The sequence below is a fragment of the Devosia lacusdianchii genome (assembly GCF_022429625.1).
Classification (GTDB): Bacteria; Pseudomonadota; Alphaproteobacteria; order Rhizobiales; family Devosiaceae; genus Devosia; species Devosia lacusdianchii.
In genome coordinates this window covers 1160090-1185717 of record NZ_CP092483.1, presented here as the reverse complement: position 1 = coordinate 1185717, position 25628 = coordinate 1160090, and the positions used below count along the sequence as shown (strand labels likewise).

Below are 25628 nucleotides of genomic sequence, written 5' to 3'. Positions count from 1 at the left end.
CCAGAGTAATTGCACGGCGTCATTCCCGCTTTCGCGGGAATGACTCGGTGGGTTGCGCTAGCCCGCCCAACCCATATTGATCATCCACCTTGCCCACCGGACGATCGATGAATAAAATCCCCACATGATCAACAATTCGTCCGACACGAGCACGCGACCCACAGACGCCCTGAGCGAGGTCCTGCAGGACTTTCGCCTCAGCGGGGTCAGCTATGGCCGGTGCGAGCTCCGCCACCCCTGGAGCATCACCTTTCCCGAACAGCCGCTGCTGCGCTTTTACTTTGTCAGCGCCGGGCCGTGCTGGGTGCATACCGAGGCCGAAGACTGGCAGCAGCTGAACGAGGGCGATCTGGTGTTGTTGCCGCAAGGTGCGCGGCACCGGCTGGCCAGTGCCCCAGAGCTGCAATGCGACTCGCTTGCGGGGTGCCAGGTCACCAGGCTTGGCGGCAATGTCTCGGAAGTGGTGAAGCAGGGTGAGGGACCGGCAAGCACCCTTTTTTGCGGCACGATGGCGCTGGGTGCCTTTGCCCTGCATCCCCTCATCCGGTTGATGCCGACCATCATCAGGGGGTGTGACGTCGCTACCCATGACCCCATGGTCAATCCGCTGCTGCAGGCCATGGCGGTCGAAGTCAGCGATCCGCGCATGGGTAGCGCCACCATCCTGTCGCGCATGGCTGACTTGCTTACCGCCCGCTTGATCCGCTGCTGGGTCAAAAGCAACGTTGGGCCCACGACCGGTTGGCTCGCCGCCATTCGCGATCCCCATATCGGGCGGGCGCTCGTGGCCATGCATCGCGAGCCCGGCGGCAACTGGACGCTCGAAACGCTGGCAGGCTTTGCCGGTCAATCCCGTTCGGTGTTCGCCGAGCGGTTCAGCGCCATTCTGGGCGAAGGCGCGGCGCGCTACCTGACCCGCCTGCGCATGCAGCTGGCGCAGGAATGGCTGAGCCAGAACGGCAGCTCGGTTGCCGAGGTCGCGGCGCGTCTAGGCTATGAATCCGAAGCCTCGTTCGCACGCGCCTTCAAGCGCATCACCAAGACTTCGCCAGGCGCGGTGCGGCGCACGTCTCCCGGACGAATGGATATGGAATTAGGATTTTTAGACACATATCGTCCGGATCAGGTGGTCTAGAACGCGTCTCCAATTCTGGAGACGATCATGACTGACACAACGTTCCCTCTTGAGAGTGCGCGCGAGCGCTGGAGCGCCAATACCTGGCTCGCGATGCTGTCCATGCTGGCGACCAGCTTCGCCCTGGTCTCGGCCGAATTCTTGCCTGCGGGCCTGCTGACGCCGATGGCGAGCGACCTTGGCATCAGCGAAGGCACTGCCGGCCAGGTGGTCACCGCCACGGCGTCCGTCGGCGCCGTGGCTGCCCTCTTCAGCAATGTCCTGATTGGGCGGTTGAACCGCAAGCTGGTGATGATCGGGCTCAGCCTTCTTGCCATCGCCTCCAATCTGCTCGCGGCTTTCGCAACCGATTTCTGGCTCTTGCTTCTCGGCCGCGCTGGGCTGGGCATTGCACTCAGCGCTTTCTGGGCGCTTTCGGTGGCCGTGGTTGCACGGATCGTCGGCGAGGGCGCCATCGGCCGCGGCATGGCCATGGTCGGCCTGGGCGTTTCCCTTGCGACCATCGCGGCTCCTTCCCTCGGTGCCCTGATCAGTGACTGGCTAGGTTGGCGCAGCGCTATGGCGCTGACGGCTAGCCTTTCTGGCCTGGCTTTGCTGCTGCAATTGCTCGGCCTGCCCACCCTGCCCGCTTCGACCGGCAATAGCCTGGGCGACGTTTTCCGGCTGCTCCGCCGGCCGGGCATACAATTGGGCATGCTGGCCATCATCCTGCTGATGGCTGGGCATATGACCGGTTCGGTCTATGTGCGCCCGTTCCTTGAGCAGGTGACGGCCCTGTCGACGAACATGATCGCGCTGGCTCTGGGCGGTTTTGGTCTCGCCGCCGTGCTGGGTAACCTGGCCGCCGGCCGCCTGGCCGACATCGACGCCGGGCGCGCCCTCGCTATTACCGGCGCGATCATGGCGCTTGCCGCGCTGGCGCTGGTGCTATGGGGTGCCAATGTCGCGGCGGCGTTCACCTTTGTTGCGCTCTGGGGCTTTGCCTTCGGCATGGCGCCGGTGGCGCTTCAGGCCAACCTGTCGCGTGCAGCGCCTGACGCACTCGAAACCTCGGGTAGCCTGATGGTGGTATCCTTTCAGGTGGCGATCACGACCGGCGCCGTCGTCGGCGGCTACGTCGTCGACACCTATTCGGCCGTTGCCAATATGCTGCTGACCGCGATCCTGGCCGCGCTCACGCTACTGCTGGCGCTGGTCCAGCCCAAGGCCTGAGAACTTCGCCCGGCGCGGCTTTGCGCCGGGCAGCACCGTTTTGGAACGATCATCGCTTCTAACGAATTGTTCCAGCGTCACAATCATCCTATACCTGTGGCCGAAATTTCGTAGTCTTTCCCATCCTGGAGGCCATTCATGTCGACCAAGTTCACTTTGCCGCCCCTGCCCTATGCCTATGATGCGCTGGGCCCCTACATGTCGGCTGAAACGCTTGAGTTCCATCACGACAAGCATCACCAGGCCTATGTCACCAACGGCGAAAAGCTCTTGGAAGGTTCGGGCCTCGAAATTCTGCCGCTCGAGGACATTGTCAAGGAAGCCTTCGGCAAGAATGCCGGCCTCTTCAACAATGCCGGCCAGCATTACAACCACGTCCATTTCTGGAACTGGATGAAGCCCAATGGCGGTGGCAACAAGCTGCCGGGCGCCCTGGCAGCCAAGATCGACGAGGATCTGGGCGGTTTCGACAAGTTCCGCGCCGATTTCATCGCTGCCGGCACCACCCAGTTCGGTTCGGGCTGGGCCTGGCTCTCGCTCAAGAACGGCAAGCTGGAAGTCACCAAGACCCCGAACGGCGAATCGCCGCTCGTCCATGGTGGTCACCCATTGCTGGGTGTCGACGTCTGGGAGCACTCCTATTACATCGACTACCGCAATGCCCGCCCGAAATACCTCGAAGCCTGGTTCGATAACCTGGTGAACTGGGAGCATGTCGAGCACATGTTCGAGGAAGCCCGCTAAGCCTTAGCTCCCCGTAGCCCGAGGTTTTGAAAGCCCGCCGCGCATATGCGCTGGCGGGCTTTCGTCATTTCCCCCAGCGAATTATCCCATTTTGGAAGCGGGACTTTCATTGCTCCGCTCGGCCGTGGTAACGTTTCATTTACCATCAGGCACCGGAGATTCAGTGACCGAACCGGCCAAGGTCGTCGCAATCATCGCCGCAAATACTGCGCTTTCGTCCCTGCTCGGGATGGTGGTCGCCGGCGACTCACGCCTGAAGGTTCGCGTCTTCGAGAGCGAGCTCGAACTGATCGCCTATATGCGGCTCGCGCCCGTCCATATGCTGGTCTGCGATTTCGATCGCGAAGGGCGCCCGGCCTATGAAATGGTCGAGGGCATTCGCCTCAATGGTGATCTCGTCAGCCAGGACGTCCCGGTCATCGCGCTGACCCGCAGCATTACGCCGCCCATGCGCCACCAGGCCATCAGCGCCGGCATAGACGAAGTCATTATCAAGCCGATGTCGCCGCGCCATTTGCTGCAGCGCATCCAGACGCGCTTGCGCTCGCGCAGCGTCATCGGCGTACTGGGTGGCTATCGCGGGCCCGACCGCCGCAACCGCATTTCCATGCCTCCGGTGCAACCGGTGCCGGCCCGCCGCTCTACCGACAATGTCATCCCGCTCTTCCCAGACCGCCGCAAGCCGCAGCATCCGGGCCTCGACGGCTAGCGTGCTTCGCTGACCAGCCGGCTGACGCGGCTCCACAGATCTTCGATCGTATCGGCAAACTGTACCGCCCGGTCATAGCCTGGCAGCCCTGGCGACAACACGTCCGCCGCGTAACCGCGCATCACCTCATAGGCCCGGTGCCGATTGAGCATGACCACGGGGCGCGTGCGGCCCAGCGCCCGGGCGGCCGCCCAGGTGCCGAACAGCGCCGAGGCCGAGGCGAGCGAACCCGGCAGTGCCACATAGGCATCGGCCAGTTGCGCCACCCGGTCCAGCCGCTCGTCGCGGGTCGCCAGCACGTCCATGGTCACCCCGACCAGCGCCGGCGGCAGCACGATGGTCGTGTCGGCCACGATCTGCACATTGCCCCCAGCCGCGCGGGCGGCAGTGATCAGCGGTACGGGGATGATGCCGCCCTCGGCCAGCGCGATGATGCGCGCACCGCGCTTGGCGAAATAGGTGCCGGCCTGGCTCATCAGCGACGCGCGCTCGGCGTCGCCGGGGCCCTTGTCCGAGGCGAAGACGGCGAGTGTCGGTGGCGCGGTCGCCGGTTCCATCATGATGCTCATCGGCCGCGCTTCAGGCCGCCGAGGATGCCGCGAACCAATGCGTTCCCCAGCCGGTTGGCCACCGTACGCGCCAGCGAGTTCATCGCCGCCTCAGCCGGGGTCTGCCGGCTCGAGCTGCGGCGCGGACGGTCGTCCTGATAGGTGCGTTCGGCCTTGCGCTGCTCGTCGTCCTGGCGCTGCCGCTCTTCGGCAAGCTGCTTGTCGCGCGTCTTGCGCGCCAACACCTCGAAGGCCGAGTCGCGGTCGACCAGCGCATCGTAAAGACCGGCAACCGGCGAATTGGCGATGATGGCCCGGCGTTCTTCAGGCAAGAGCGGCCCCACCTGCGCCGAGGGCGGCCGAATCAACGTACGGCCGACCATCGAGGGAATGCCCTTGGCCTCGAGCACCGAAACCAGCGCCTCGCCAATGCCGAGCTGGGTGATGACCTCCTCGGTCGAAAATTCCGGATTGGGCCGGAACGTCTCGGCCGCCACCTTCACCGCCTTCTGCTCGCGCGGCGTATAGGCGCGCAGCGCGTGTTGCACGCGGTTGGAAAGCTGCGCGAGCACGGTTTCGGGAATATCGATCGGGTTCTGCGTCACGAAATAGACGCCCACGCCCTTGGAGCGCACCAGCCGCACCACCTGCTCGACTTTGTCGACCAGCACCTTGGGCGCGTCGTCGAAGAGCAGGTGCGCCTCGTCGAAGAAGAACACCAGCTTGGGCTTGTCCGGGTCGCCCACCTCGGGCAGCGCCTCGAACAGTTCGGACAGCATCCAGAGCAGGAACGTCGCGTAGAGCCGCGGGGCCCGCATCAGCTCGTCGGCGGCGAGAATCGAGATGAACCCGCGCCCGTCGCGATCGACTCGCATCAGGTCCTCGATTTCAAGCGCCCGCTCGCCGAAGAAGTTCTCGGCGCCCTGCTGCTCGAGCACCAGCAGCGCCCGCTGGATCGACCCGATCGAGGCGGTGGTCACATTGCCGTACTTGGTCGAGATTTCCTTCGCCCGCTCCTGCAAGTCCACCAGAAGGGCCCGCAGATCCTTGAGGTCGAGCAGCAGCAGGCCCTCGTCGTCGGCGACCTTAAAGGCAATGTTGAGCACGCCCTCCTGGGTATCGTTGAGCTCCAGCATGCGGCTCAGCAGCAGCGCGCCCATTTCCGAGATGGTGGCGCGGATTGGATGCCCCTGGCGCCCGAACAGGTCCCAGAAGATCACCGGGAACACATCGTCCTTGTAGTCGGTGAAGCCGATATCGGTCGCGCGCTGGGTCTGCCAACCCTGCGCCGCACCCATTTTGGCAACGCCCGACAGGTCGCCCTTGATATCTGCGGCGAAGACCGGAACGCCCGCGGCCGAAAAGCCCTCGGCCATCACCTGCAAGGTCACTGTCTTGCCAGTACCGGTCGCGCCAGTCACCAGACCATGGCGATTGCCGTATTTGAGAGCAAGATATTCGGGGTGCGCGCTGGTCCCGAGAAAGATCTTGTCATCAGCAAGCATAGCCGCACCATCCTATCAAAGTTGGGTTCTTATAGCCGCCCCGGTCGCGACGGGACAACTCGTAACTCTGTTTTCCAATCCTGATGGCAAGAGCAACCGAGGCAAGGCATGATACGGCATGACCAAGATGCTGCTTGCCAATCGCCGTCGCATCCTTGCCGGACTCGCGACCGTCGCCGTTGCTACGCCGACTCTGGCGCGTGCTCAAACCACGCTTGATGCCACAACGCTAGGAGTCGCGGGCGACACGACGCAGGACCAGACCTCGGCGCTGCAGAGCGCTCTGGACCAGGCGGCGGCCGCCGGCCAAACGCTTCGGCTACCTCCGGGCATCATCCATGTGCTGGGGATCGACCTTCCCGGCAATCTGGCGGTCGAGGGGGTGCCGGGGCGCACCGAGATCACCACGCTGATCGACGGCAGCGGCGTCGCCATTCGCGACCGCGGCTCGGTGGTACTGCGCGATATCGGGTTCGCGTCCGGTCTGGCGGCGCTGACCATTGAGGCCAGCGAAAGCATTACTCTTGAGCGCTGCCACTTCCGCACGGCCGGCACGGGTGTCGCTATCAGCAACTCGGGCGTCACCATCAGCAACTGCCGTTTCACCGAACTCGGTGACGCTGCCATCCACTCCATGGACAGCCGGGGCCTATTGGTCACCGGCAATCACATCGATCTCTGTGGCAATGCCGGCATCCGCATCTGGCGCAGCGAAAGCGGCCCCGATGGCTCCATCGTCACCGGCAATCGCATCGCCAATATCGACTGGCGCGATGGGGGCAACGGCCAGAACGGCAATGGCATCAACATCTTTCGGGCGGATGAGGTCATCGTCTCTGATAACCACATCGCCGACTGCGCCTTCAGTGCCATCCGCCTCAACACCACAAACAACACCCATGTCAGCAACAATACCTGCTTACGGTCGCGTGAATCGGCGATTTTCTCCGAGTTCGGATTTTCCGGTTCGGTTATTGCGAACAATATTGTCGATAGTGCCGCGTTCGGCATCTCGATGACCAACTTCGATCAGGGTGGCCAGCTGGCTGTCTGCACCGGCAATATCGTCCGCAATATCCTGCCGTCCTCGCCCGTCAATCCCGACAGCAGCCCCGTGGGCATTGCGGCGCAAGCCAACGCGGCCGTTACGGGCAATATTATCCAGAACGTTCCGGGCATCGCCATCGTCGCCGGATACGGTCCGTACCTACAGAATGTGCTGATTTCCTCGAATGTCATTTCGGGTTGCGATGTCGGGATCGGCGTTAGCGTCGCGCCGGATGCCGGGCCAGTGCACATTACCGACAATATGATCTACCAGCCGCTCGATCACGCCGTCATCGGCATGGCGTGGGAAGATATCGTTGAGCCCGACTTGCTGAACAACGCCGCGCGCTACCCGAACGTCACCGTCGGATGAGCCAGCCGCGATAGCGAACGATCAATCCGGTCAGCCGGTGGCCAATGGACACGTCGAAATGGAACCGCCCATCGGCTTCGTGCTCGCGGGCCTCGGTGGTCGGCCCCAGGGCCAGCGGCAAGGGCATGCCGAACAGCGTCCAGCTTCGGATGACCAGCCGTAGGCCCGTCTCGTCGCCGAGCACCGCCAGCGCCACGCGCACGGGTCCGAACCGCTCGACAATCAGCCTCTCGTTGCGTCCGATACCGGCGCTTTGATCGCTGCTGAAGCGCCGCCCGGCGAAGTCGCGGGTCCAGGTCTCGACACCATCGCGCTCCGAGAAGTTGACGCTCACCGGCACGCCCTGCCCGGCCGCCGGAAATCCCATGACACGGTGCACGATCCGCGCCAGCCATCCCGAACCGATAATAACATCGGCCTCGCCGGCCACCACCTGTCCGCCACGCCAGTCATGCAGACAGCGCACCGCGCCGGGCAATCGCTCCCAGGCTTCGCCAAGCACTTCGCGATAGAGCGGGCCATCGGGTTCCGGCCCATCCTCCCACATGCCCCATGCCATGTTCTTGCTTCTGAACCGAGCTTCGTAATCAGCCAGCGACAACGCATCGAGCGCTGGGCGGGCGCCAATGGCCGGTTGCGTGCCGTCAAGCAGTTTGCCGACGATGATCGCGATCGCCATCGAAGGGATGAACGGTCCATCGTCGCCCTCGGCCACCAGATGCCATGACCGCTTCAGCGTCGCCCCGTCGCGCGTGCCGGCGACCTCGACAAACATCCCGCCGCGATGTTCGCCCCAGTGCATCCTGCTCATAAGCCAATGGCCGAAGCCGGCAAGCCAGCCGACCGACGGCAGCAGCCGCAGTCGCACCAGCCAGGCCAGCAGGTTGAGAGCCCGCAGCAGGATTTCGGGCCGCGTCCCGCCGCCCATCCAGACCGATTGCAGACCCGGCTGGGCCGCCGACAGCAGCATCAGTTCCGGCACATCGATCAGCGAGAAGCGCGTATTGCGCAGTGGCAGGCCGCCAGGTGGCGCGATGGTATAGCGGGTGGATTCGGTCAGTGCCGACGCCGTCGTGGTTCGTCCGTCGCGGGTCAGTTGGATCGATTGGCCGGCATAGGACATGATCGCCTGCACTACATTGCCGCCGATGCCCGCGCGGGGCGACGGCGCAATCCCGCCGGTCAGCGATGTGACGCAGCTCATGCCACGGGTCAGCTCACGCATCGCCGCCACCGACAGGACAGGAAAGCTGCTGACGCCCGAAAGAACGAAGACGCCCTGCTCGCGCGCCGCCGCGTCGAATTGCGCGATCCCGGCGACGAAGGCCGAGCTATCAGCGAGATCGAGATAGTGGGCTCGGGCAGCAATCGTCTCGCGCACCAGCCGGAAGGGGTCATCGCCATAGTTCTGGAACGGTCCTGTCGCATCGACCAGCACGTCGACACCGAGCGCCCGGATCTCTCCCGCTGTTCCGCTATCCCGATCAAAGATTACTGGCACCAGTTCCGCCCCCTTGGGCAGGCGGGCAATCAATGCCCCGGCCTTATCGAGCGATCGCCCGCCGATCAGCAGGCGCAGCCGGCTGTCCTCGGCCAGCAATGCCGCCAGCCGTCCGCCAAAGGTGCCGTAGCCGCCTACGATCAGGACGGTGAGCCTCATGCCAGAAACCGCGCACGCGTTTCGGCCGTCGGCACGAAGCACTGCTCATGGCGGCCGAACCAGCGGTAGCGGTTACTGGCCAGCCGATGATAGGCCCAGTTGAGAATTGGCGTGGGCAGGATACGCACCACATTGACCAGCGGAAACCAGCCGGCCAGGCCACTGATCATCTGCAGCGACCCCTCGGCCTCGAACAGGCCCATACCATCCTTGATCAGTATATTGGTCTGATAGTCGGTCGGATCGAGCCCGTAATGGACGTAAAGTGCCCGACCCAGGGCCGATTGCGCTGCGAGGAAGCGATAGCGTCCGCGTCGATCGTGGCGCAGGGCGAACTGCACCCAGCCGGAGCAGAACGCACATTCGCCGTCGAAGACAATGATCGGTTGGTCGTCTGGAAAGGCCGGGACATCCGGATCGTTGCGATAGCTGTAAGGCAAGGCTCTGTCGTTTCGCATCGCAACCTCGGAGGCGGATCAACCGATACCGAACCCTAGCACCCCGCCATCGCAAATCGATCGGACCAAACGCCGCTACGGGCTAGTCCTGCCCCGCTTGTGCGAAGATGAAGGCGGCGTCGTCCACCACCGACATCGGCAGCATGCGCAGGTCGGCAGGATTGGCCGGCAGGTGCAGCAGGAATTGCGCCACGATGGCGCCAACCACTCGCGCCTGCTCGGCATCGCGCCGCTTCTTGATCGGGTCGCGGTCGATGCGCTGGGACACCCAATGCTTGTGGATGGCCCAGACGCGCGGATCGGCGGCGACGATCCGCAGCGGGTAACCGCGCTCATCGATGGCTATCGCCTCGAAGGACGGAGAATTCTCCAGCCAGACCAGCCCCTCGATTTCGGAAGCCGTCAGGTCCGCTTCGGCGTCGCCGATACGGACACGATCCTTTTTCCACGGCGGATTGCGCATAGGCTTGATGAGGTCGACCAGATAGCCGTCCGCGTTCTGCGCGCGATACGCCTGCCTCGTCTTTGCAAAGCTCTTGTCGACGCTGGTCAGCACGTCGAGCAGCGACTGCTCTGATACTTCCTCTGATCCGACGAGGCGCAGCTTCTGACGGCTGTCGAACAGCAGGTCTATGTCGCCCGTCGTCGTGATGCTGGCATCAACGGTCACACCGGCCGGCGCTTCATAAGCATAGATGGCATTGGTGCCGACGATGCGCAGGCCGGCACCGAGCACGCCGGCATCGTTCAACGCACGGATGATTTTGGCACTGGTCATGGGCACGCGACCCAGCGAGACGGCACGATTGATCGCTGCCTGCCGGTCCATCACGACATCGATAGCCTTGAACCGCGTCTTGGCTTCATCGCGGCGCAGCTCGAATTCGATCTTTTGCGCTTCGGTGTCAGCGGATCGGACGCCCAGACTGGTCTGCTTGCGGCGCCCAGTCTTGTCGTAATAGCTGCGCATCAGGTAGTCGGCGCCCTTTTTGGTCTGCCAGACCATAGAGCCACGCGTCTCCAACAGCCTCTGGCGCGCCTCCTGCCAAGCCATGAAGCGTTGTTGTGTGTTGACGACCTCACGCCGCTGATCGTTGTTCAACGCTTGAAATTGCGGCTGTTCCAACACTTTTTCTCAGTTCCTGCAATTTTGTTGGAACTCAGAGATAGCACTGAATTTTCAACTGTTCCAACAAAACTTTCGAACTATGCCAAAAACTGTTGGAACACATTAACAAGCTCGCAGCTCACCCACCTGCATGCCACGAACACTGTTGATCGGCTGGCGCGCATATTTCTCGAGCAGCGCCCGTTGTTCGGTGTCCGGATCGGCTAGCTTGAGCAGTATTCCGGCCAGCATGGCCTGCGAGGCTGCAACATTGCCGTCGTCGCATTTGAGGGCATAGCCCCAGCCCTTGTCGCGGATGGCGCCGCACTGCACGGCTTCCGCACCGACCTTCTGCATTAGCCGGCCTTTGAACGCAGTCATAAGCAAAGTGTCGGGGTGGCCGGTTCCTGCCACCAGATGCGGGTGGCTGGTTGCAGCGTCGAACAGGCGTTTGGCGGCATAAGCGAGGTCGGGGGCCAGACCCTGTCCGGTCGACATGCGGGCGAAGCCGTAAGCGAAGGCACGCAGCGGCGCCGCGAAAGTGGGAATCGAGCAACCGTCGGTACCGCACTTGTCTTCGGTGAGGCGCTCGCCAATCACCGTCTCGACGGCGCTACGCACCGCGCGCTGCACCTCATGCTCGCGCGCCACATAGCCTGAGGTGGGCAGGCCCATGGCCAGGGCGACACTCAGCATGCCGGAATGCTTGCCCGAGCAATTATTGTGCAGCGCACTCGGCTCAGCCCCAGCGCGGCGCAGTGCCTCGCGCGCGGCTGCATTGCTCGGCTGGTGCGCACCGCATTCGAGGTCGGCGACCGAAAGGCCGATGCGCGCCAGCAGCCCGCTCGCCGTCGCCACATGCGCATCCTCGCCATGGTGCGAAGCGCAAGCCAGCGCCAGTTCTTCCTCGCTGTGATGAAACTTGTTCTCGGCGCCGCGGGCGAAGATGGGCAGCGCCTGCATCGACTTGATGGCGGAACGGGGGAAGATGGCGCGCTCGATGTCACCGGCCGAGGCGATGATCGTGCCATTGGCGTCGATAACCACATAGGCGCCGCGGTGGCGATTTTCGACCCAGTTGCCGCGCACGGTTTCGGCGAGAATGGGATTGGCGTCCATCAGAAAAAAACTCCGGTCCAGGCTGTCTTCACGAACAGCGCAGGACCGGAAAAGTCAACAGAGCATGGGAAGGAGGCAGGCACGAAACTCGAAAGAGCCATATCGGCGAAGGTGGAGACCCGGCAGGCTACTGCCACGATCTGCGGCGACGGATCGCAACGACCAGTCAGATCTCCGCCTTCGCCGACATGCGGATCAAATGTCCCAATCTTGCACGACGGTCAGATACTTGGAGTTCACCCAACCGCGGGTGTAGTCGCTATCGACCAGGCACCAGTCGGCGCCGGTCTTTGCCTCGATGCAGCGTTCCACCCAGACATGGGCGCCGGGCTCGAAAGCACCGATCTTCTGCGAATAGGAGGCGGGCCACTTGCGGACGTTGAGGTTGTCCCACTGCGCGACGCCGGTCACCTGGGCCAGCTGATCGACCTGATAGCCGGCGGCCATGGCGGGCTGCACGGCGAAAGCACCGGCGGCGGTGATCACCAGGCCACAGAGGGCGGCGACCAGAACCTTTTCCTGTTGCTTGTTCATTTGATGTCTCCCAAGAGCGAATTTCGTTGCTGTGATTGTGAGCTTGCCACCAATGGTTTGAACCGATGCTGAGATCGACGTTCAGAAACCGTTCATCTTGGCGGCAAGCTCGTGCAGACGCTCAGCGCATGTCGCGCTGGTGGACGTAGAAGATGATGCTGTCATTGCCGCCGAAGCGAACCGAGACGACATCGTTCTGGTCATAATCGCGGGCACGGAGCGCATCGATCAGCGCCGGATTGCGGGCGATCGGCTGCCGCAGCAGCTCGGCATTGCCGTTGACGAATAGCGGGCCGTAATTGTTGCGGCCGGGCACCGTCAGATCCTCGCAGACCGGGATGATGGCGATGTGGGCGGCCACCAGGCTCATGATTTCCGCGCCCTTGGGCGTCCGCATGTAGCCGAGAACGGCAGTACAATCGGGATCGGTGGCCTCGGCAGAGCCCGGGACATTCGGTTTGCCCGCGACGTGGTTGAAGACCGCCGCCGGACTGGCAATGGTGGTCAAGGCGGTTACGAGGCCGGCGATGGCGGTGAGAGTGGTCAGCTTGTTCATTTCGGTTCTCCTCAATTGATGTTGGTTCGGCATTTCGCCGTCCCTTGAGGCCATATGGCGCCAGCGGCCTTGAACCGTCCGTGAGGGCCGCGTTCATCAAGCATTTACCTTTGTCGCCGGGTTGGCAGGCTGCTGCTTCCGTGCGAGGCTAGGCCTCACAAAGGTGCGTAAGTGCTTGAAATTGAGGAGGTTCGCATGGCCAAGGTTTTGGTGACAGGTGGCAGCGGCAAGCTGGGGCGCGCGGTGCTGCGCGATCTGGTGACCCATGGCTATGATGTGCTCAATATCGACCAACAGCCCCTGCCCGAGCTGATTTGCCCCAGCGTGCGGATCGACCTCACCAACTTCGGCGAAGTCGCCGCCGCTATTTTGGGCGGGGTGGATGAGCGCAAGGGGCCGTTCGATGCCGTCGTGCATCTGGCCGCCATTCCCGCGCCGGGCCTGGCGGCGAATGCACGCATCTTCGCCAACAACGTACCCACGACCTACAATATCTTCGAGGCCAGCCGCCTCGCCGGCATCAAGAACATCGTCTTCGCCTCGAGCGAGACCGTTCTCGGCCTGCCATTCGACACCCCGCCGCCCTATGCCCCGGTCGACGAGGAATACTATCCTCGCCCTGAATCGGCCTATTCACTGGGCAAGCTGCTCGACGAAACCATGGCCGCGCAATTCTGCCGCTGGGACCCGTCCCTGCGCATTGTCGGCCTGCGTTTCTCCAATGTCATGAACCCCGAGGACTATGCGGCCTTCCCCAGGTTCGACGCCGATCCACGCAGCCGGAAATGGAACCTGTGGGGCTATATCGATGCCCGCGACGGCGCCCAGGCCGTTCGCCGCTCGATCCAGGCCGACTTCACCGGTTTCGAAGCCTTCATCATCGCCAACGCCGATACCGTGATGAGCCGATCCAACATGTCGCTGCTGGCCGAGGTGTTCCCGACCGTGCCGACCAAGGGCAATCTCAGCGCCAACGGAACGCTGTTGAGCATCGAAAAAGCCAAGCGCATGCTAGGCTATTCGCCGCAATATAGCTGGAAGAGTGAGATCTAGACGGTCATCTCGCCGAGGCGTTAGAGCCCGGCTTTGATCATGTCTCGTATCTTGGCCGCTTTTTCAAAGTGGTCGAGCGCGTGGGTCTTGATCCACCACTCGGCCGCTTCCATCAGCAGTTCCGGGTCGTCGTTGCGGTTGGCGAAGAAAGCATAGAAGGACAGGCCGACGCCGTCGCCCTTCTTGGCAATCTTGTCGTCGCAAACTGCGATGGCTTTCGCTCTCAGGGTGGCTCGCATCTATGTCACTGCAATATGGCCAATGCGCTTGAGCGCAATCTCATCGAGGCTCTCGTCGTACCCGGCGTCGGCGTAGCGCATTACGCCCAGCGCGGTGTCGTTGGTCAGCGCGTGCTCCAGGCGCTCGTCGCCCCCTGGCGTTCCGTCGGCCACCACGGTCACACCCGCCGAGGTCATATAGCCGGCATAGCCGCCGCCGCCCGAATGAACCACCACTAGATCGGCCATGGACGAGCACAACAGCATGGCATCGAGGATCGGCCAGTCGGCGATGGCGTCCGAGCCGTCCTTCATCCCCTCGGTCATGATGTTGGGGTGTGCCATCGCGCCGGCGTCGAGATGGTCGCGACTGAAGGCGACCGGCCCGGCCAGCGTGCCATCGGCCACCATGGCGTTCACCGCCTGCGCCAGCGCCGTGCGTTCACCATGACCCAGCCAGGCGATGCGCGCCGGCAGCCCTTCGAACGGCACATGTTTGCGCGCCAGTGCGATCCAGTTGGTGACGATTCTGTTGTGCGGGAACATCTCCAGCAGCTTGTCGTCAATCTTGCTTATGTCTGCGGGATCGCCCGAGAGCGCCATCCAGCGGAACGGTCCGATGGCGCGCGCGAACAGCGGCCGCAAATAGGCTTCAGTGAAGATGCGAATGTCGAACGCGTTCTCGACGCCGCCGGCTTTGGCATGCGTGCGGATCAGATTGCCATTGTCGAACACCTCGGACCCCGCCTGCTGGAAGGCCAGCATGGCCCGCACGTGATCAACGATCGACGCCCGGCTCGCGGCCATCAACTGCCCCGGCCCCTCGACGCGCAGACGCTTCACCTCGTCGAGCGACATGCCCTTGGGCACATAGCCATAGACCAGATCGTGCGCCGAGGTCTGGTCGGTGACGATATCGGGCACGATGCCGCGCCGGGCGATCTCAGGATAAATCTCGGCCGCATTGCCGACGAGCCCGATCGAGGTCGCCCGCCTCTCGGCCACCGCCTTGTCGATCATCGCCAGCGCCGTATCGAGATCGGGTGCGATCTCCTCGAGATAGCCGATCTCCTTGCGCTTGCGGGCCCGTTCGGCGTCGATATCGAGGCACAGGATCGCCGCGCCGGCCATGCGCCCGGCCAGCGGCTGGGCCCCGCCCATGCCACCAAGACCGGCAGTGAGAATAAAACGCCCCGCCAGATCGCCGCCGAAACGGTTCTCGGCAATGCGCATGAAAATCTCATAGGTGCCCTGGATTACGCCCTGGCTGCCGATGTATTGCCACGCCCCGGCCGTCAGCCCGCCCCAGCAGATCAGACCCTTCTTTTCGAGTTCGTAGAACACCTCTGCCTTGGCCCATTGCCCGACAATGTTGCAATTGGCCATGATCACCAGCGGCGCCTTGGCGTGGGTCTTGAGGAGGCCGATCGGCTTGCCAGACTGGATGATCAGCGTCTGATCCTCATCCATGCGCAGCAGTGTTTCGACGATAGCCTTATGGCTGGCCCAGTTGCGCGCCGCCTTCCCCAGGGCGGCATAGACGATCAGTTCATCCGGGTTCTCGCCGACCGACAGCACGTTTTCCAGCAGGCGCAATAGTGCCTCCTGCCGCCAGCCTTTGGCGCGGAGCTCCGGGCCACCAGGAATGGGGAAATTCGGGTGGCGAGGATTGGCTGTAGGCATCGTCTTCTCCGTCAAATCTTGGGCGGCAGCGTGCGCACGAAGGCGACGGCCGCATCGAGCAGGCGTTTGCGCAGATCGTCGTCAGCGCAAGTATCAAGGCCGGCACGGACCCAGCCGGACATCTCCCTGCCCTGCATCACCATCGGCCCGATATCCGGATATTCCAGCGCCCAGGCATCGTTACCCTTGCCGAGCCGGACCATCAGCCCGACATCGCGTGCGCCGCAGAGCAGGTGCCCATCGAGCATCCAGGCAAGGCCGCCGAACATCTTCTTGTCGCTCAGGCCCGGCAGCGGGCCGAGATCGTCGCGCACCAGCTCTTCCAGCCCCGGATCGCGCATTTCAGCGACCGTCGAGCGCGTATTTCGCCAGCTCGATTCCCATGCGATCTTCGACGAATGGGTAGACTGCCGGATCAAGCACGGACGAACTCAGCGGGATGATCGTCTTGGGCACATGCAGCACGAACACATACATGCCGCGCCCCAATTGCCCCACCGACAGCGCCTGCCCCGCCGCGTCGAGCGTGGTGATGACGTCGGGGAACGTCGCAAGACGGGTGCCGCCGGCGTCCTCCACGGCCATGTATTCGTTCATCACGTGCAGCGTGGTCGCCGTGTCGCCCTCGCCGATGCGGATCTTGCCGATATCGAAGGCTTCCTTGGTGTAGACCACGTCGAGATCGGTGATGTAGCCCTTGGTCAGGATCGTGCCGCCGGTGGTTGCGACGATCGCATCGATCATCTTGCCCGGCCCCTTGCCCTCGGCCGCGATCATCGCCTCGCCCAACTTGAGCGCCAGCGAAATACCGCCCAAAGCTGCGTGCTTCTGCACGTAACTCGCGCGCAGCGGGTTACGGCATGAGGCAATAAAGCCGCCTGACATGTCGGAGGCCGTGCGCAAAATCGGCGAGACCTTGGCGGTGGCGCCGCGCGTCACCAGCTCGATATAGCGGTTTTCCTCGCGATTGCCGCCGACCGCTGTCTGGATCATCTGCTCTGGCGAACCGGCCATGCCGATGGAGCCCATATCGCCCGTCGGATGGGCGCGGATATCGCCCACCGCATCGACGACCTTGGTGCCGAGCACTGCCGAAGGCAGCCAGCCATTGAGCGTCGAAGACTTGCCGTTCTGTCCAACCATCAGCCCGCTCAGCTTCTCGCCCAGCGCGTCCTGCAGCAACTGCACCGCCTTGATGTAGTCGACGCCCTGCATCTCCCATGCCGTCGTCGAAGCCGGCGCGCCGATGGCGGCGGCCGTCGCCACCCAGTCATCGGCATCCAGCTCCTCGATACTGACAAGCTCCGGCTTGCCGATGCTGACTGCGGCTTTGCCGAGCATGCGGCCATGATCGGCCCAGCCGCCGCCACCCGCCGCATAGACGGAGCCTCCGCGTACGGCGGCCTCTACGTCCTTCTCGGTCAGTATCCGACCCATTTATTCAGTTCCTTGCAATTTGGTATCGAGCGCCTTGACGGCATCGAGCAGCACGGCCGCGCCCAGCGCGATATCGTCGCTGGTGGCAAATTCGTCCGGCGAATGGCTGCGGCCATCGACGCAGGGGACGAAGATCATCGCCGACTTGGTGATGCGCGCCATCCAGGCCGTATCGTGCCCGGCCCCCGATGCCATGCGGCGATGACGGGCGCCGGCGGTTTCGCACGCCGCTTCCAGCACATCGATCAGCTCTGCATCGCCTGGCGTGGGGGGATTGTCCGAAACCAGTCGTGGCGTCGAAACCGTCACGCCGGTCTTTTCGGCGATGGCGACCACGCCCTTATCGAGTTCATCGATGAACCGCAGCATGTCCTCGCGTACTTCCGCCCGGGCGTCGATCAGCATGCGGACGCGCGCTGGAACCACGTTGGCGGCATTGGGCGACATTTCAAATTCGCCAACCGTGGCAGCGAAATGCCCCTCACCCGAAGCCAGGGCCTTGCCCAGTTCCTCGACGCCCAGGGCGATCCACGAGGCCGTGGTCAGCGCATCCTTGCGCGATCCCATCGGCGTGGTGCCAGCATGATCGGCGCGGCCGTCGACAATGATTTCGATGCGAGTGATACCGGCAATGGCCGATACCACGCCCACGTCGAGTTTCTGGTCCTGCAGGACTGGGCCCTGCTCGATATGCAGCTCCAAAAAGGCCTTGATATCGCGCCGGACCGCATCACCATGCGCGTCGCCACCAACATCGGTTATGCCCTGCTCGAGCGTCGTTCCATCGCTTTCGCGCGCCAGCCACTCAGCCGGCCGCGTGCCACTCATGCCCCGGCTGCCGATGCAGGAAACGCCAAAGATGGACACTTCCTCGGCCAGGAAATCCACCACTTCCAGGGTGTGATCCAGCACCACACCCTGATCCCGCAGCGCTCGCGCAACTTCCAACGCGGCAATGACGCCGGCAATGCCGTCGAAGCGTCCGCCGTCGGGTACGGTGTCGGAATGCGATCCGACCATGATGGTGCCAAGCTCGGGGCGCTTGCCGGGAATGGTGCCGATGAGATTGCCGGCCGCGTCGATGCGCGTTACCGCGCCGGCCGCCTGCATCGCCTTTTCCAGCCATTTACGGCCTTCGAGGAACATCGGGGTGAAGGCGCGGCGCGTCCATGGGCGGCCCGGCTCGGTGATCGCTGCCAGCGCGTCGATGTCGGAGCCGATGCGGTCGGTGCGTACTTTTGAGTTTAAGATCAATGCTTTGGCTCCGGTCGAACGAACTGGCCAGTGCCCGGTTGGGCGACGTTGGTGCCGTCGAAGACTTGCTGGCCGCGCAGGTAGGTCAGACCGACGGTCCACGGCAACTCGATGCCGTTATAGGGCGACCAACCCACAACGTTATGGCCGCTGGCGGCCGCGTCGTAGCGTATTGGGCGCGGGAAAAGCACCGTGATATCAGCGTCCTTGCCTGCTGCCAGGGCGCCCTTGCGGTGGTCGAGGCGGAAGTGTTTCGCCGGATTTTCTGCCATCAGCTTGGCGGCCCAGGTCAGGGGGATATCGCGCTTCAGCGCGCCCATGACAAAGAGCGGCACCATGACTTCGAGGCCAGGCACGCCGGAAGAATTCGCCAGCATGCTGGCGTTGGTCTTGCGGTTTTCTGACCAGGAGACGTGGTCGGTCGAGACCAGCGTGACATTGCCCTTGCGAACATGGTCCCAGAGCTTTTCAACTTCGACGCGCGGACGGATCGGCGGGTTGATCTTGGCCTTGCCACCGAGCCGGGCGACGTCGTTTTCCTCATCCAGAGTCAGATAGTGGATGCAACACTCGATGGTCGCGGCAAAGCCCTGGTCGCGATAGCTGCGGGCGATCTCGTAGCCGCGACCGAGCGAGCAGTGGACGACATGGGCAGGGCAACCGGTCAGGGCGCCGGTTTCGTAGATTTGCAGTGAAGCGAGCAATTCGGTCAGCGGCGGGCGGCTGAGGGCGTGGGCGCGATAGTCGGTGATGCCCAGCGCCTGGACCTTAGCCATGGCAGCGCGTACAGCCTCGTCATCTTCGTTGTGTACACCGGCCGTGAGGCCGGTCGGGGCGATGGCGGCGAAGCACTCTTCCAGCAGCGCGGGCGGAATGCGGGGAAAGCGGATGGGGTCGGTGCCGAAGGTCGAGAACTTGAAGGCGGCGACCCCGGCTTCAACCTGTTCGAGGATGCGGCTGGCGCCCTCTTCGGGATTGATCGTGCCATAGAGGGCGAAGTCAACGCGGGCCTGTGGCTCGGCATGGGCGACCTTGATCCGTACGGCCTCGGCTGAGCAGACCAGATTGCCCTCGTCATAAGGCATGTCGACAATGGTGGTGACGCCACCGGCCGCCGCCGACCGGGTCGACCAGATGAAGTCCTCCTGGTCCTTCTGGCTCAGCGAGTGAGTCTGGGCATCGATGGCGCCGGGCAGAATCAGGGCATTGCCGAGTTCGTGGCGTTCATGCGCCGATGGTGCCTTGCCCTCACCGACGTGGACGACCTTGCCATCGCGCACTGCGACGTAGCCGTTCTCGACAATGAGATCAGGCAGCACCACGGTGCCGGATAGGACGAGATCAAAATCGGACATCTACAGCTTCCACAAACTCGGAGAAGGCTTCCCTCCCCACAAGGGGGAGGGAGACGACTGAGACACCACCGCCATCATGCCGCGGCCCTCCCCAGTTGGCCGGTGCGCACCATCAGCCAGCGTTCGAGGGCCGATAGGGCATCGTAGATCAGCACCGCGAGGACGCCGACGATGAGACCGCCCTGCAGCACGAAGGCGGTGTTGCTCGACAGCAATCCGGCGATAATGACTTCGCCCAGCGTGCGCGCGGCGACAGTGGAGCCGATGGTGGCGGTGGCAAGTGAAATGACCACCGACAGCCTGATACCAGCGAGGATCACCGGCAGGGCCAGCGGCAGTTCGACCTTTACCAGCCTTTGCCAGCCGGTCATGCCGACACCCTTGGCTGCATCGGTCACGGCCGGCGGCAGGTTGGTGAGGCCGGTCAGCGTGTTTTCGAAGATCGGCAGCAGGCCGTAGAGGAACAAAGCCACCAGCGTTGGCGCCGTGCCGAAGCCCAGCATCGGCACAGCCAGGGCCAGCACGGCTACCGGCGGAAACGTCTGGCCGATATTGGCCAGGCTGCGCGAGAGCGGCAGGAATTCTACGCCAAACGGTCGCGTGACGATGATCGCCAGCCCCACCGCGATGATGGTGGACGCCAGGGTTGCCGCGCAGACGATGCCCAGATGATTAAGCGTGATGTCGAGCAGGCTGCCCTGGTTGTAGATGGCGGGCTGACCATTCTTGGTGAATAGCGCGAAGAAGTGCTCGAACAGATGCGGGCTGACCAAAAACAGCACCAGCACGCCCAGTACGATGACGCGTATGAGGTTGCCTGCGGTCATTGCGGCCTCGCGGCCAGCCGCGACAAGGCGTTGAGGGTCACCTGCCCGACGATCTGGCCATCGCGGCGCACCGGCAGTGCCGGTCGACCCGACCACAGTAGTTCAGCGTAGGCGTCGCGCAGAGAAGCGCTGGCCTCGATGGGTTCGCCGCCGATATCGCCGGCTTCGATATGGTCAGCCACCTTGGCCAGCGACAGCAGCCGGAACGGCCGCTCGCTGCTGCCGATCAGTTCGGCGACGAAGGGCGTGGCCGGGTTGGCGATGATCTCGGCAGGCGTAGCGCATTGCAGCAGCTTGCCCTTGTCCATCACCGCGATGGTATCGCCGAGATGGATGGCCTCTTCCATGTCATGCGTCACCAAGACAATCGTGGTGCGCATGGCGTGCTGGATGGCGAGCAGGTCTTCCTGCGCCTTGGCGCGGATCACCGGGTCAAGCGCGCCATAGGGTTCGTCCATCAGCAATATCTTGGGCTCGGCCGCCAATGCGCGGGCAACGCCGACGCGCTGCTGCTGGCCGCCGGACAATTCATGCGGCAGGCGATCGCGGAACTGCCCAGGTTCGAGTTGAAACAGGCTCAGCAGCTCGTCGACGCGGCTGTCGATCTTGGCCTTGTCCCAGCCGAGCAGCTTGGGAACGGTCGCTATGTTCTGGCCGACGGTGCGATGCGGAAACAGGCCGTGCCCCTGGATGGCGTAGCCGATGCGGCGACGCAGCTCGTAGGCGGGTATGCCGGCAATATCTTCGCCGTCGATGCGAATATGCCCCGACGTGGGTTCCACCAGCTTGTTGATCATCCGCATCAGAGTGGTCTTGCCGGACCCCGACGTGCCCACGACGACGCAGATGGTGCGGGGCTGGATGGTAACGGTTACCCGATCCACCACGACGGTACCGCTGTAGCTTTTGGTGATGTCGTCGATTTCGATCATGAGCTGCGCCCCCCGCGCGACGTCATTTCTACCAAGGCATCCAGCACCACCGCGGCGGCGAAGGCCAGCGCCACGGTCGGCACGGCGCCAAGCAACACCAAATCCATGGCCGTCTGGCCGATGCCCTGGAATACGAAGACGCCAAAGCCGCCGCCACCGATCAGCGCTGCGATGGTGGCGAGCCCGATATTCTGCACCAGCACGATACGGATGCCGGTGAGTATGACAGGAAAAGCCAGTGGCAATTCCACCGCAAACAGCCGCTGCGACCCGGTCATGCCCATGCCCTTTGCGGCATCGACCGCTGCGGGCGAAACGCTTTGCAGGCCAACGACGGTGTTGGAGACGATGGGCAGCAGCGAATAGGCGAAGAGCGCGACAAGCGCCGGAGCCGCGCCGATGCCGGAAATGCCGATGGCAGAGGCCCCCGGTATGTTGGCTGCCACCCAGGCGAGCGGCGCAATCAACAGGCCGAACAGGGCAATGGACGGGATGGTCTGGACGATGTTGAGCACGTTCAACACGGCTGCTCGCAGCGGCCTGACTTTGTAGCAAAGGATGCCTGCCGGCACACCGACAACCACCGCTATCGCTACCGAGCCAAAGGCCAGCGCCAGATGGGTGCGGGCTTCGGCCCAAAAGGCCGGCGCGCGGGTGGCGTATTCCTTGAGAATGGAGAGGTCGTTCCAGCTACCGCTCCACAGCAGCAGCGCCATGGCCGCGCCAACGGCGATGAGAATGACGATGCGCACCAGCGGCTTGAATCGGAGGCGCGTCAGGGCGTCGGTGACGAGCAAGGCGAAGGCGAAGACTAACAGCCAGAAGCCAGCGCCCGGCGACACGCGGGCGAAGGTATCGCCTTCGGGCGTCAGGTAGCTGCCGGACCAGCCGATGAAGACGAAGAGCACCGCGAGAACCAGAAAGCCGCCGATAAGCTTTGCCAGAGTGGGCACGCGCAGCAGGGCAATGGCGAAGCCGACCAGCAGCACACCGAACAGGAACCCCGAGGGAAGGCTCGGCAAGGCATCGAGCAGCGAGCGTGGCTCGCCCGGAACGATGCGGTTGGCGCGAAACAGGGCGAACGGCAGTGCGGCGCCGGCCGCGGCAATGAGGGCGATCAGTACCCCCAGCTTGTCGAGCGCAAGCCAGGCAGGACGATCGGAAACTGTTGTGGTGTCGGCGATGCTCATGCTGGCTCCGGATGGTCGGTCGCTGGCTTCGCTGGTGGCATGTCTCCCACCCGTTCACTGCACTTATCCCAACCCACCGGCCGTCACCCTCGGGCTTGACCCGAGGGCTCTTCACTTGCTGCACACGGATGTAAGTGCAGGGCCCTCGGGTCAAGCCCGAGGGTGACGGCCGGTGGTTGGGGTGGACGCGGCGGCGAAGCTACCGCATCCCGATTGATAGGTCTCGGGGCAGGCTCAGTCCAGGAAGCCACCCTTGGTCAGGTAGTCGGTCGCCACGGCAGCAGCGGCTTCACCGCCAACCTGAAGGCGGCCGTTGAGGTCCTGCAGCACTTCGATGGTCAGGCCTTCGAATACCGGCTTCAGCAGTTCTTCGATCTGCGGGTATTCGGTCAGCACGGCTTCACGGATGATCGGCGCGGGCTGGTAGACCGGCTGCACGCCCTTGTCGTCTTCGAGAACCTTGAGGCCGGAAGGCGCGATACCGCCGTCGGTGCCATAGACCATGGCGGCGTTGACGCCGTTGGTCTGCTGGGCGGCGGCGGCAATGGTTGCCGCGGTGTCACCACCCGAGAGCGTCACCAGTTGGTCGGGCGTCAGGGTGAAGCCATAGACTTCCTGGAACTTGGGCAGAGCCGCCGGCGAGTTCACGAACTCGGCCGATGCAGCCAGCTTGACCTCGCCACCACCGGCAACCCAGGCACCGAACTCGGTGAAGGTGTTGAGGCTGTTGGCTTCGGCGACGTCGTTGCGGATGGCGACGGCCCAGGTGTTGTTGGCCGGCGACGGGCTCAGCCACACGATCTTGTTGGCGTCGTAATCGAGCTTGGCGGCTTCGGCATAGGCCGAGGCGGCATCGTTCCAGATCGGATCGTCGGCCTTTTCGAAGAAGAAGGCGGCGTTGCCGGTATATTCCGGATAGATGTCGATTTCACCGGCGGTGATCGCTTCGCGGACAATCGGCGTACCGCCGAGCTGGATGCGGTCGGTGACCGCGATGTCGTTGGCTTCGAGCACCTGCTTGATGATGTTGCCCAGAACGCCACCCTCGGTGTCGATCTTGGACGAAACGACGACCTGGGCATGAGCGGCGGTCACCGAAATGGCGAGCGCGGCTACGGCGCTCAGAAGCTTGGATGTGAGGCGCATTGGTTTCTCCATTTTTCCGGTAGCCAGCAAACTGGTCCCGGCTGTCCCTAACCTAACGTCTTGGTAGAATTGAGCGAGGCCGCAAATTCTAGAGCCTTGTACGATTTGAGAAAATTCAAATCGCGGGCTCCAGCTTCTCGTTATGGCAAGGTTATTCCTTGCTTCAGGCGACCGGGCCCAAGGCGAAAAACTCGTCCAACTCCATAATTGTCGAGTGAGAGATAAGTTCATTCATCAGGTTATCGCCAGCCAAGGCCTGTTCGACGGCCTCCACTTCCGCCGATAGCGGGCGATCCTGCCAGTATGTGTCAGCATGCTCGCGCACGAGCGCGTAGACGATGCCCGGGACGTTGCCTGGGCGATCGCCGGAAATATCCATGGCCTGCGCCGCGAGGATGGCCTCAAGGGCCGACAGACGCCGCAGCGCCAGCACTTGCCGCTCCAGCCGCTCGACCACCAGCGGCAGGAACGCGGCCTCGTCCTCGATGCCGCCGGCCACGACCATGGAATTGGCCGAGATTGGATTGGTCATGGTCAGGACGCGCGCGAAGAGCTCGCCGGCCAGCTTGATGATCGGCCCGAAGCCAGTGGCGATCTGGCCCGGCCACACCAGGTTGACCGGCAGGCCGCGGCGTCCGCCATTGCCGAGCAGCACACAGCGGTTGAACGAATTGCGCGCGATATGGGCCAGGCCGAGCTGGGCGGTTTGCAGGAAGACGGTGACATCGAGCGGCAGCGAGCCGCCCGAGGTCAGCACCTGTCCACCGGCTACCACGGGATTGTCGTCGGTCCGTCCGGTAGCGGCCAATAGGATCTTGCCTGATGCGACCAGCGTTTCGAAGCCGGTGGCGAAGACCTGGCTCATCATGCGCAGGCTCAACGGGTCCTGAATATGGGTGGCGTTGGGCCAGTCCCAGCCCTTGGCGTTGAAATAGAGCCAGGCGCCGATGCCGGCTTCGCGTTCGGTGCCGACATGGGCCACGGCCTTCCACGGATCGCGCGAGGCGCCGAGCGCCCCTGCCGTGGTGAGGCCGGTCGCCAGCATGACGCGCACGGCGCCAGCGGCGTCGCGGATGGCATTGGCGGCAGCGGCATAGCCCACCGCGTTGGTCGAAATCGAGGCCAGGCTGTCGCGCGGTGCGAGACGGAAGGGTCTGAGGCCGGCAGCGCTCAGCGCATCGCCGGCGGCTTGGCGGCGGCCATCGAACATGGCCTCGCCGGCGCCGGTCAGCACCGCGCCGATCTGGCCCATCAGGCCGATATCGGCGCAACCGATGGAGCCAGTGCGCCGCACGACCGGTACGACGTCGGCTGACAGCAGGGCCAGATAGGCTTCGACCAGGTCGGTGGTGCAGCCGACGCGGCCAGTCAGCGCCATATTGACGCGAATGGCCATCGCCGTGCGCACGATCTCGCTGGAAAATGCGTCGCCCGTGCCGAAGTGGTGGGCGCGCACGAGGCCCATGTTGAACGTATCCAACTGATCGTCGGACCATTCGACATCCTTCATCGCGCCGACGCCGGTGGTCGAGCCGTAGACGGGCTGGTGGTTGGCGATGGCCTCCTCGATTACCACGCGGGCCTGCGCCACGCGGGTCAACGCGGCTTCGTCGGCCACAAGCCGGGCCTTTCGGGCGCCGATGCGGGCGATGTCGGAAAAGCTCAGCGGCTTGCCGCTAAGGGTGATGGGAGGGCTTCGGACTGTCATCGCCAGTTCATTCATGGGGTCACGCTATTGGATAGATTGGCAACTTGGGATATCCCAAATACTGAACAGGCTATGCGGTTTTTCTATGCACCGGACATGGCTGCTCGAATGGTGGGC

Annotated in this window: 25 protein-coding genes; 6 read left to right on the top strand and 19 right to left on the bottom strand. The window is 63.6% G+C overall.

The window, feature by feature from the left end:
* Positions 1 to 124: 124 nt before the first annotated feature.
* From MF606_RS05790 to MF606_RS05775, 4 genes are all read left to right on the top strand, one after another.
* On the top strand, positions 125 to 1135 hold the full coding sequence (locus MF606_RS05790) for an AraC family transcriptional regulator (RefSeq protein WP_240232859.1): 1011 nt from the start codon (positions 125 to 127) through the stop codon (positions 1133 to 1135).
* A 27-nt stretch (positions 1136 to 1162) separates the two neighbouring features.
* Positions 1163 to 2347 carry an MFS transporter gene (locus tag MF606_RS05785; RefSeq protein WP_240232858.1) on the top strand — a complete coding sequence of 395 codons (1185 nt, stop codon included), beginning with the start codon at positions 1163 to 1165 and terminating at the stop codon, positions 2345 to 2347.
* A gap of 138 nt (positions 2348 to 2485) precedes the next feature.
* A complete protein-coding gene (locus MF606_RS05780) occupies positions 2486 to 3091 on the top strand; it encodes a superoxide dismutase (protein ID WP_240232857.1) in 606 nt (201 codons plus the stop codon).
* Positions 3092 to 3254: 163 nt separating this feature from the next.
* A complete protein-coding gene (locus MF606_RS05775) occupies positions 3255 to 3800 on the top strand; it encodes a response regulator (protein WP_240232856.1) in 546 nt (181 codons plus the stop codon).
* Here the strand turns inward: MF606_RS05775 and MF606_RS05770 are convergent.
* Together MF606_RS05770 and MF606_RS05765 are read right to left on the bottom strand one after the other, a co-directional pair.
* Positions 3797 to 4369, bottom strand: a complete 573-nt coding sequence (locus MF606_RS05770; protein WP_240232855.1) for an LOG family protein — start codon at positions 4367 to 4369, stop codon at positions 3797 to 3799. The genes MF606_RS05775 and MF606_RS05770 overlap by 4 nt on opposite strands.
* A complete protein-coding gene (locus MF606_RS05765; protein WP_240232854.1) occupies positions 4366 to 5853 on the bottom strand; it encodes a helicase HerA-like domain-containing protein in 1488 nt (495 codons plus the stop codon). Before MF606_RS05765 ends, MF606_RS05770 begins: the two co-directional genes overlap by 4 nt.
* A 118-nt stretch (positions 5854 to 5971) precedes the next feature.
* Between MF606_RS05765 and MF606_RS05760 the strand changes: the two genes are divergently transcribed.
* On the top strand, positions 5972 to 7273 hold the full coding sequence (locus tag MF606_RS05760) for a TIGR03808 family TAT-translocated repetitive protein (RefSeq protein ID WP_240232853.1): 1302 nt from the start codon (positions 5972 to 5974) through the stop codon (positions 7271 to 7273).
* On the opposite strand, the gene MF606_RS05755 is transcribed toward MF606_RS05760, so the two are convergent.
* The 6 genes from MF606_RS05755 to MF606_RS05730 form a co-directional block, all read right to left on the bottom strand.
* Positions 7260 to 8933 (bottom strand): saccharopine dehydrogenase family protein, encoded by a 1674-nt coding sequence (locus MF606_RS05755; protein WP_240232852.1) that lies wholly within the window; start codon positions 8931 to 8933, stop codon positions 7260 to 7262. The two genes, MF606_RS05760 and MF606_RS05755, sit on opposite strands and share 14 nt — an antisense overlap.
* The gene (locus tag MF606_RS05750) at positions 8930 to 9391 is read right to left on the bottom strand and encodes a thiol-disulfide oxidoreductase DCC family protein (RefSeq protein WP_240232851.1); all 462 of its coding nucleotides are present in this window, start codon (positions 9389 to 9391) and stop codon (positions 8930 to 8932) included. The genes MF606_RS05755 and MF606_RS05750 overlap by 4 nt, the downstream gene beginning before the upstream one ends.
* Before the next feature lie 82 nt (positions 9392 to 9473).
* A complete protein-coding gene (locus tag MF606_RS05745; RefSeq protein ID WP_240232850.1) occupies positions 9474 to 10397 on the bottom strand; it encodes a GSU2403 family nucleotidyltransferase fold protein in 924 nt (307 codons plus the stop codon).
* Positions 10398 to 10622: 225 nt separating this feature from the next.
* Complete coding sequence (locus MF606_RS05740) at positions 10623 to 11618, bottom strand: asparaginase (RefSeq protein WP_240232849.1); 996 nt, start codon at positions 11616 to 11618, stop codon at positions 10623 to 10625.
* 195 nt (positions 11619 to 11813) lie between these two features.
* A complete protein-coding gene (locus MF606_RS05735; RefSeq protein WP_240232848.1) occupies positions 11814 to 12152 on the bottom strand; it encodes an SH3 domain-containing protein in 339 nt (112 codons plus the stop codon).
* Positions 12153 to 12273: 121 nt separating this feature from the next.
* Positions 12274 to 12708, bottom strand: coding sequence for a hypothetical protein (locus MF606_RS05730; RefSeq protein ID WP_240232847.1), 435 nt, complete (start codon positions 12706 to 12708; stop codon positions 12274 to 12276).
* A gap of 195 nt (positions 12709 to 12903) precedes the next feature.
* Between MF606_RS05730 and MF606_RS05725 the strand changes: the two genes are divergently transcribed.
* Positions 12904 to 13761: an NAD-dependent epimerase/dehydratase family protein gene (locus MF606_RS05725; RefSeq protein ID WP_240232846.1), complete on the top strand. Its 858-nt coding sequence runs from the start codon at positions 12904 to 12906 to the stop codon at positions 13759 to 13761.
* A 20-nt stretch (positions 13762 to 13781) separates the two neighbouring features.
* On the opposite strand, the gene MF606_RS05720 is transcribed toward MF606_RS05725, so the two are convergent.
* The 11 genes from MF606_RS05720 to MF606_RS05670 all read right to left on the bottom strand — a co-directional run bounded on the left by MF606_RS05720 (position 13782) and on the right by MF606_RS05670 (position 25511).
* Positions 13782 to 14000, bottom strand: a complete 219-nt coding sequence (locus MF606_RS05720; RefSeq protein ID WP_240232845.1) for a DUF6500 family protein — start codon at positions 13998 to 14000, stop codon at positions 13782 to 13784.
* Positions 14001 to 15662: a urocanate hydratase gene (locus tag MF606_RS05715; RefSeq protein WP_240232844.1), complete on the bottom strand. Its 1662-nt coding sequence runs from the start codon at positions 15660 to 15662 to the stop codon at positions 14001 to 14003.
* Positions 15663 to 15673: 11 nt separating this feature from the next.
* Positions 15674 to 16003 (bottom strand): TfoX/Sxy family protein, encoded by a 330-nt coding sequence (locus MF606_RS05710; protein ID WP_240232843.1) that lies wholly within the window; start codon positions 16001 to 16003, stop codon positions 15674 to 15676.
* 1 nt (position 16004) lies between these two features.
* A complete protein-coding gene (locus tag MF606_RS05705; RefSeq protein ID WP_240232842.1) occupies positions 16005 to 17099 on the bottom strand; it encodes a DUF917 domain-containing protein in 1095 nt (364 codons plus the stop codon).
* Positions 17100 to 18353, bottom strand: a complete 1254-nt coding sequence (locus MF606_RS05700; RefSeq protein WP_240232841.1) for a Zn-dependent hydrolase — start codon at positions 18351 to 18353, stop codon at positions 17100 to 17102.
* A complete protein-coding gene (locus MF606_RS05695) occupies positions 18350 to 19708 on the bottom strand; it encodes a dihydroorotase (protein ID WP_240232840.1) in 1359 nt (452 codons plus the stop codon). The genes MF606_RS05700 and MF606_RS05695 overlap by 4 nt, the downstream gene beginning before the upstream one ends.
* 74 nt (positions 19709 to 19782) lie before the next feature.
* Positions 19783 to 20535 carry an ABC transporter permease gene (locus MF606_RS05690; RefSeq protein ID WP_240232839.1) on the bottom strand — a complete coding sequence of 251 codons (753 nt, stop codon included), beginning with the start codon at positions 20533 to 20535 and terminating at the stop codon, positions 19783 to 19785.
* Positions 20532 to 21467, bottom strand: a complete 936-nt coding sequence (locus MF606_RS05685; RefSeq protein ID WP_240232838.1) for an ABC transporter ATP-binding protein — start codon at positions 21465 to 21467, stop codon at positions 20532 to 20534. The genes MF606_RS05690 and MF606_RS05685 overlap by 4 nt, the downstream gene beginning before the upstream one ends.
* On the bottom strand, positions 21464 to 22657 hold the full coding sequence (locus MF606_RS05680; RefSeq protein WP_240232837.1) for an ABC transporter permease: 1194 nt from the start codon (positions 22655 to 22657) through the stop codon (positions 21464 to 21466). The genes MF606_RS05685 and MF606_RS05680 overlap by 4 nt, the downstream gene beginning before the upstream one ends.
* Before the next feature lie 234 nt (positions 22658 to 22891).
* Positions 22892 to 23803: a glycine betaine ABC transporter substrate-binding protein OsmF gene (osmF, locus tag MF606_RS05675; RefSeq protein ID WP_240232836.1), complete on the bottom strand. Its 912-nt coding sequence runs from the start codon at positions 23801 to 23803 to the stop codon at positions 22892 to 22894.
* A 163-nt stretch (positions 23804 to 23966) separates the two neighbouring features.
* A complete protein-coding gene (locus MF606_RS05670) occupies positions 23967 to 25511 on the bottom strand; it encodes an aromatic amino acid ammonia-lyase (RefSeq protein ID WP_240232835.1) in 1545 nt (514 codons plus the stop codon).
* Positions 25512 to 25628: the final 117 nt, after the last annotated feature.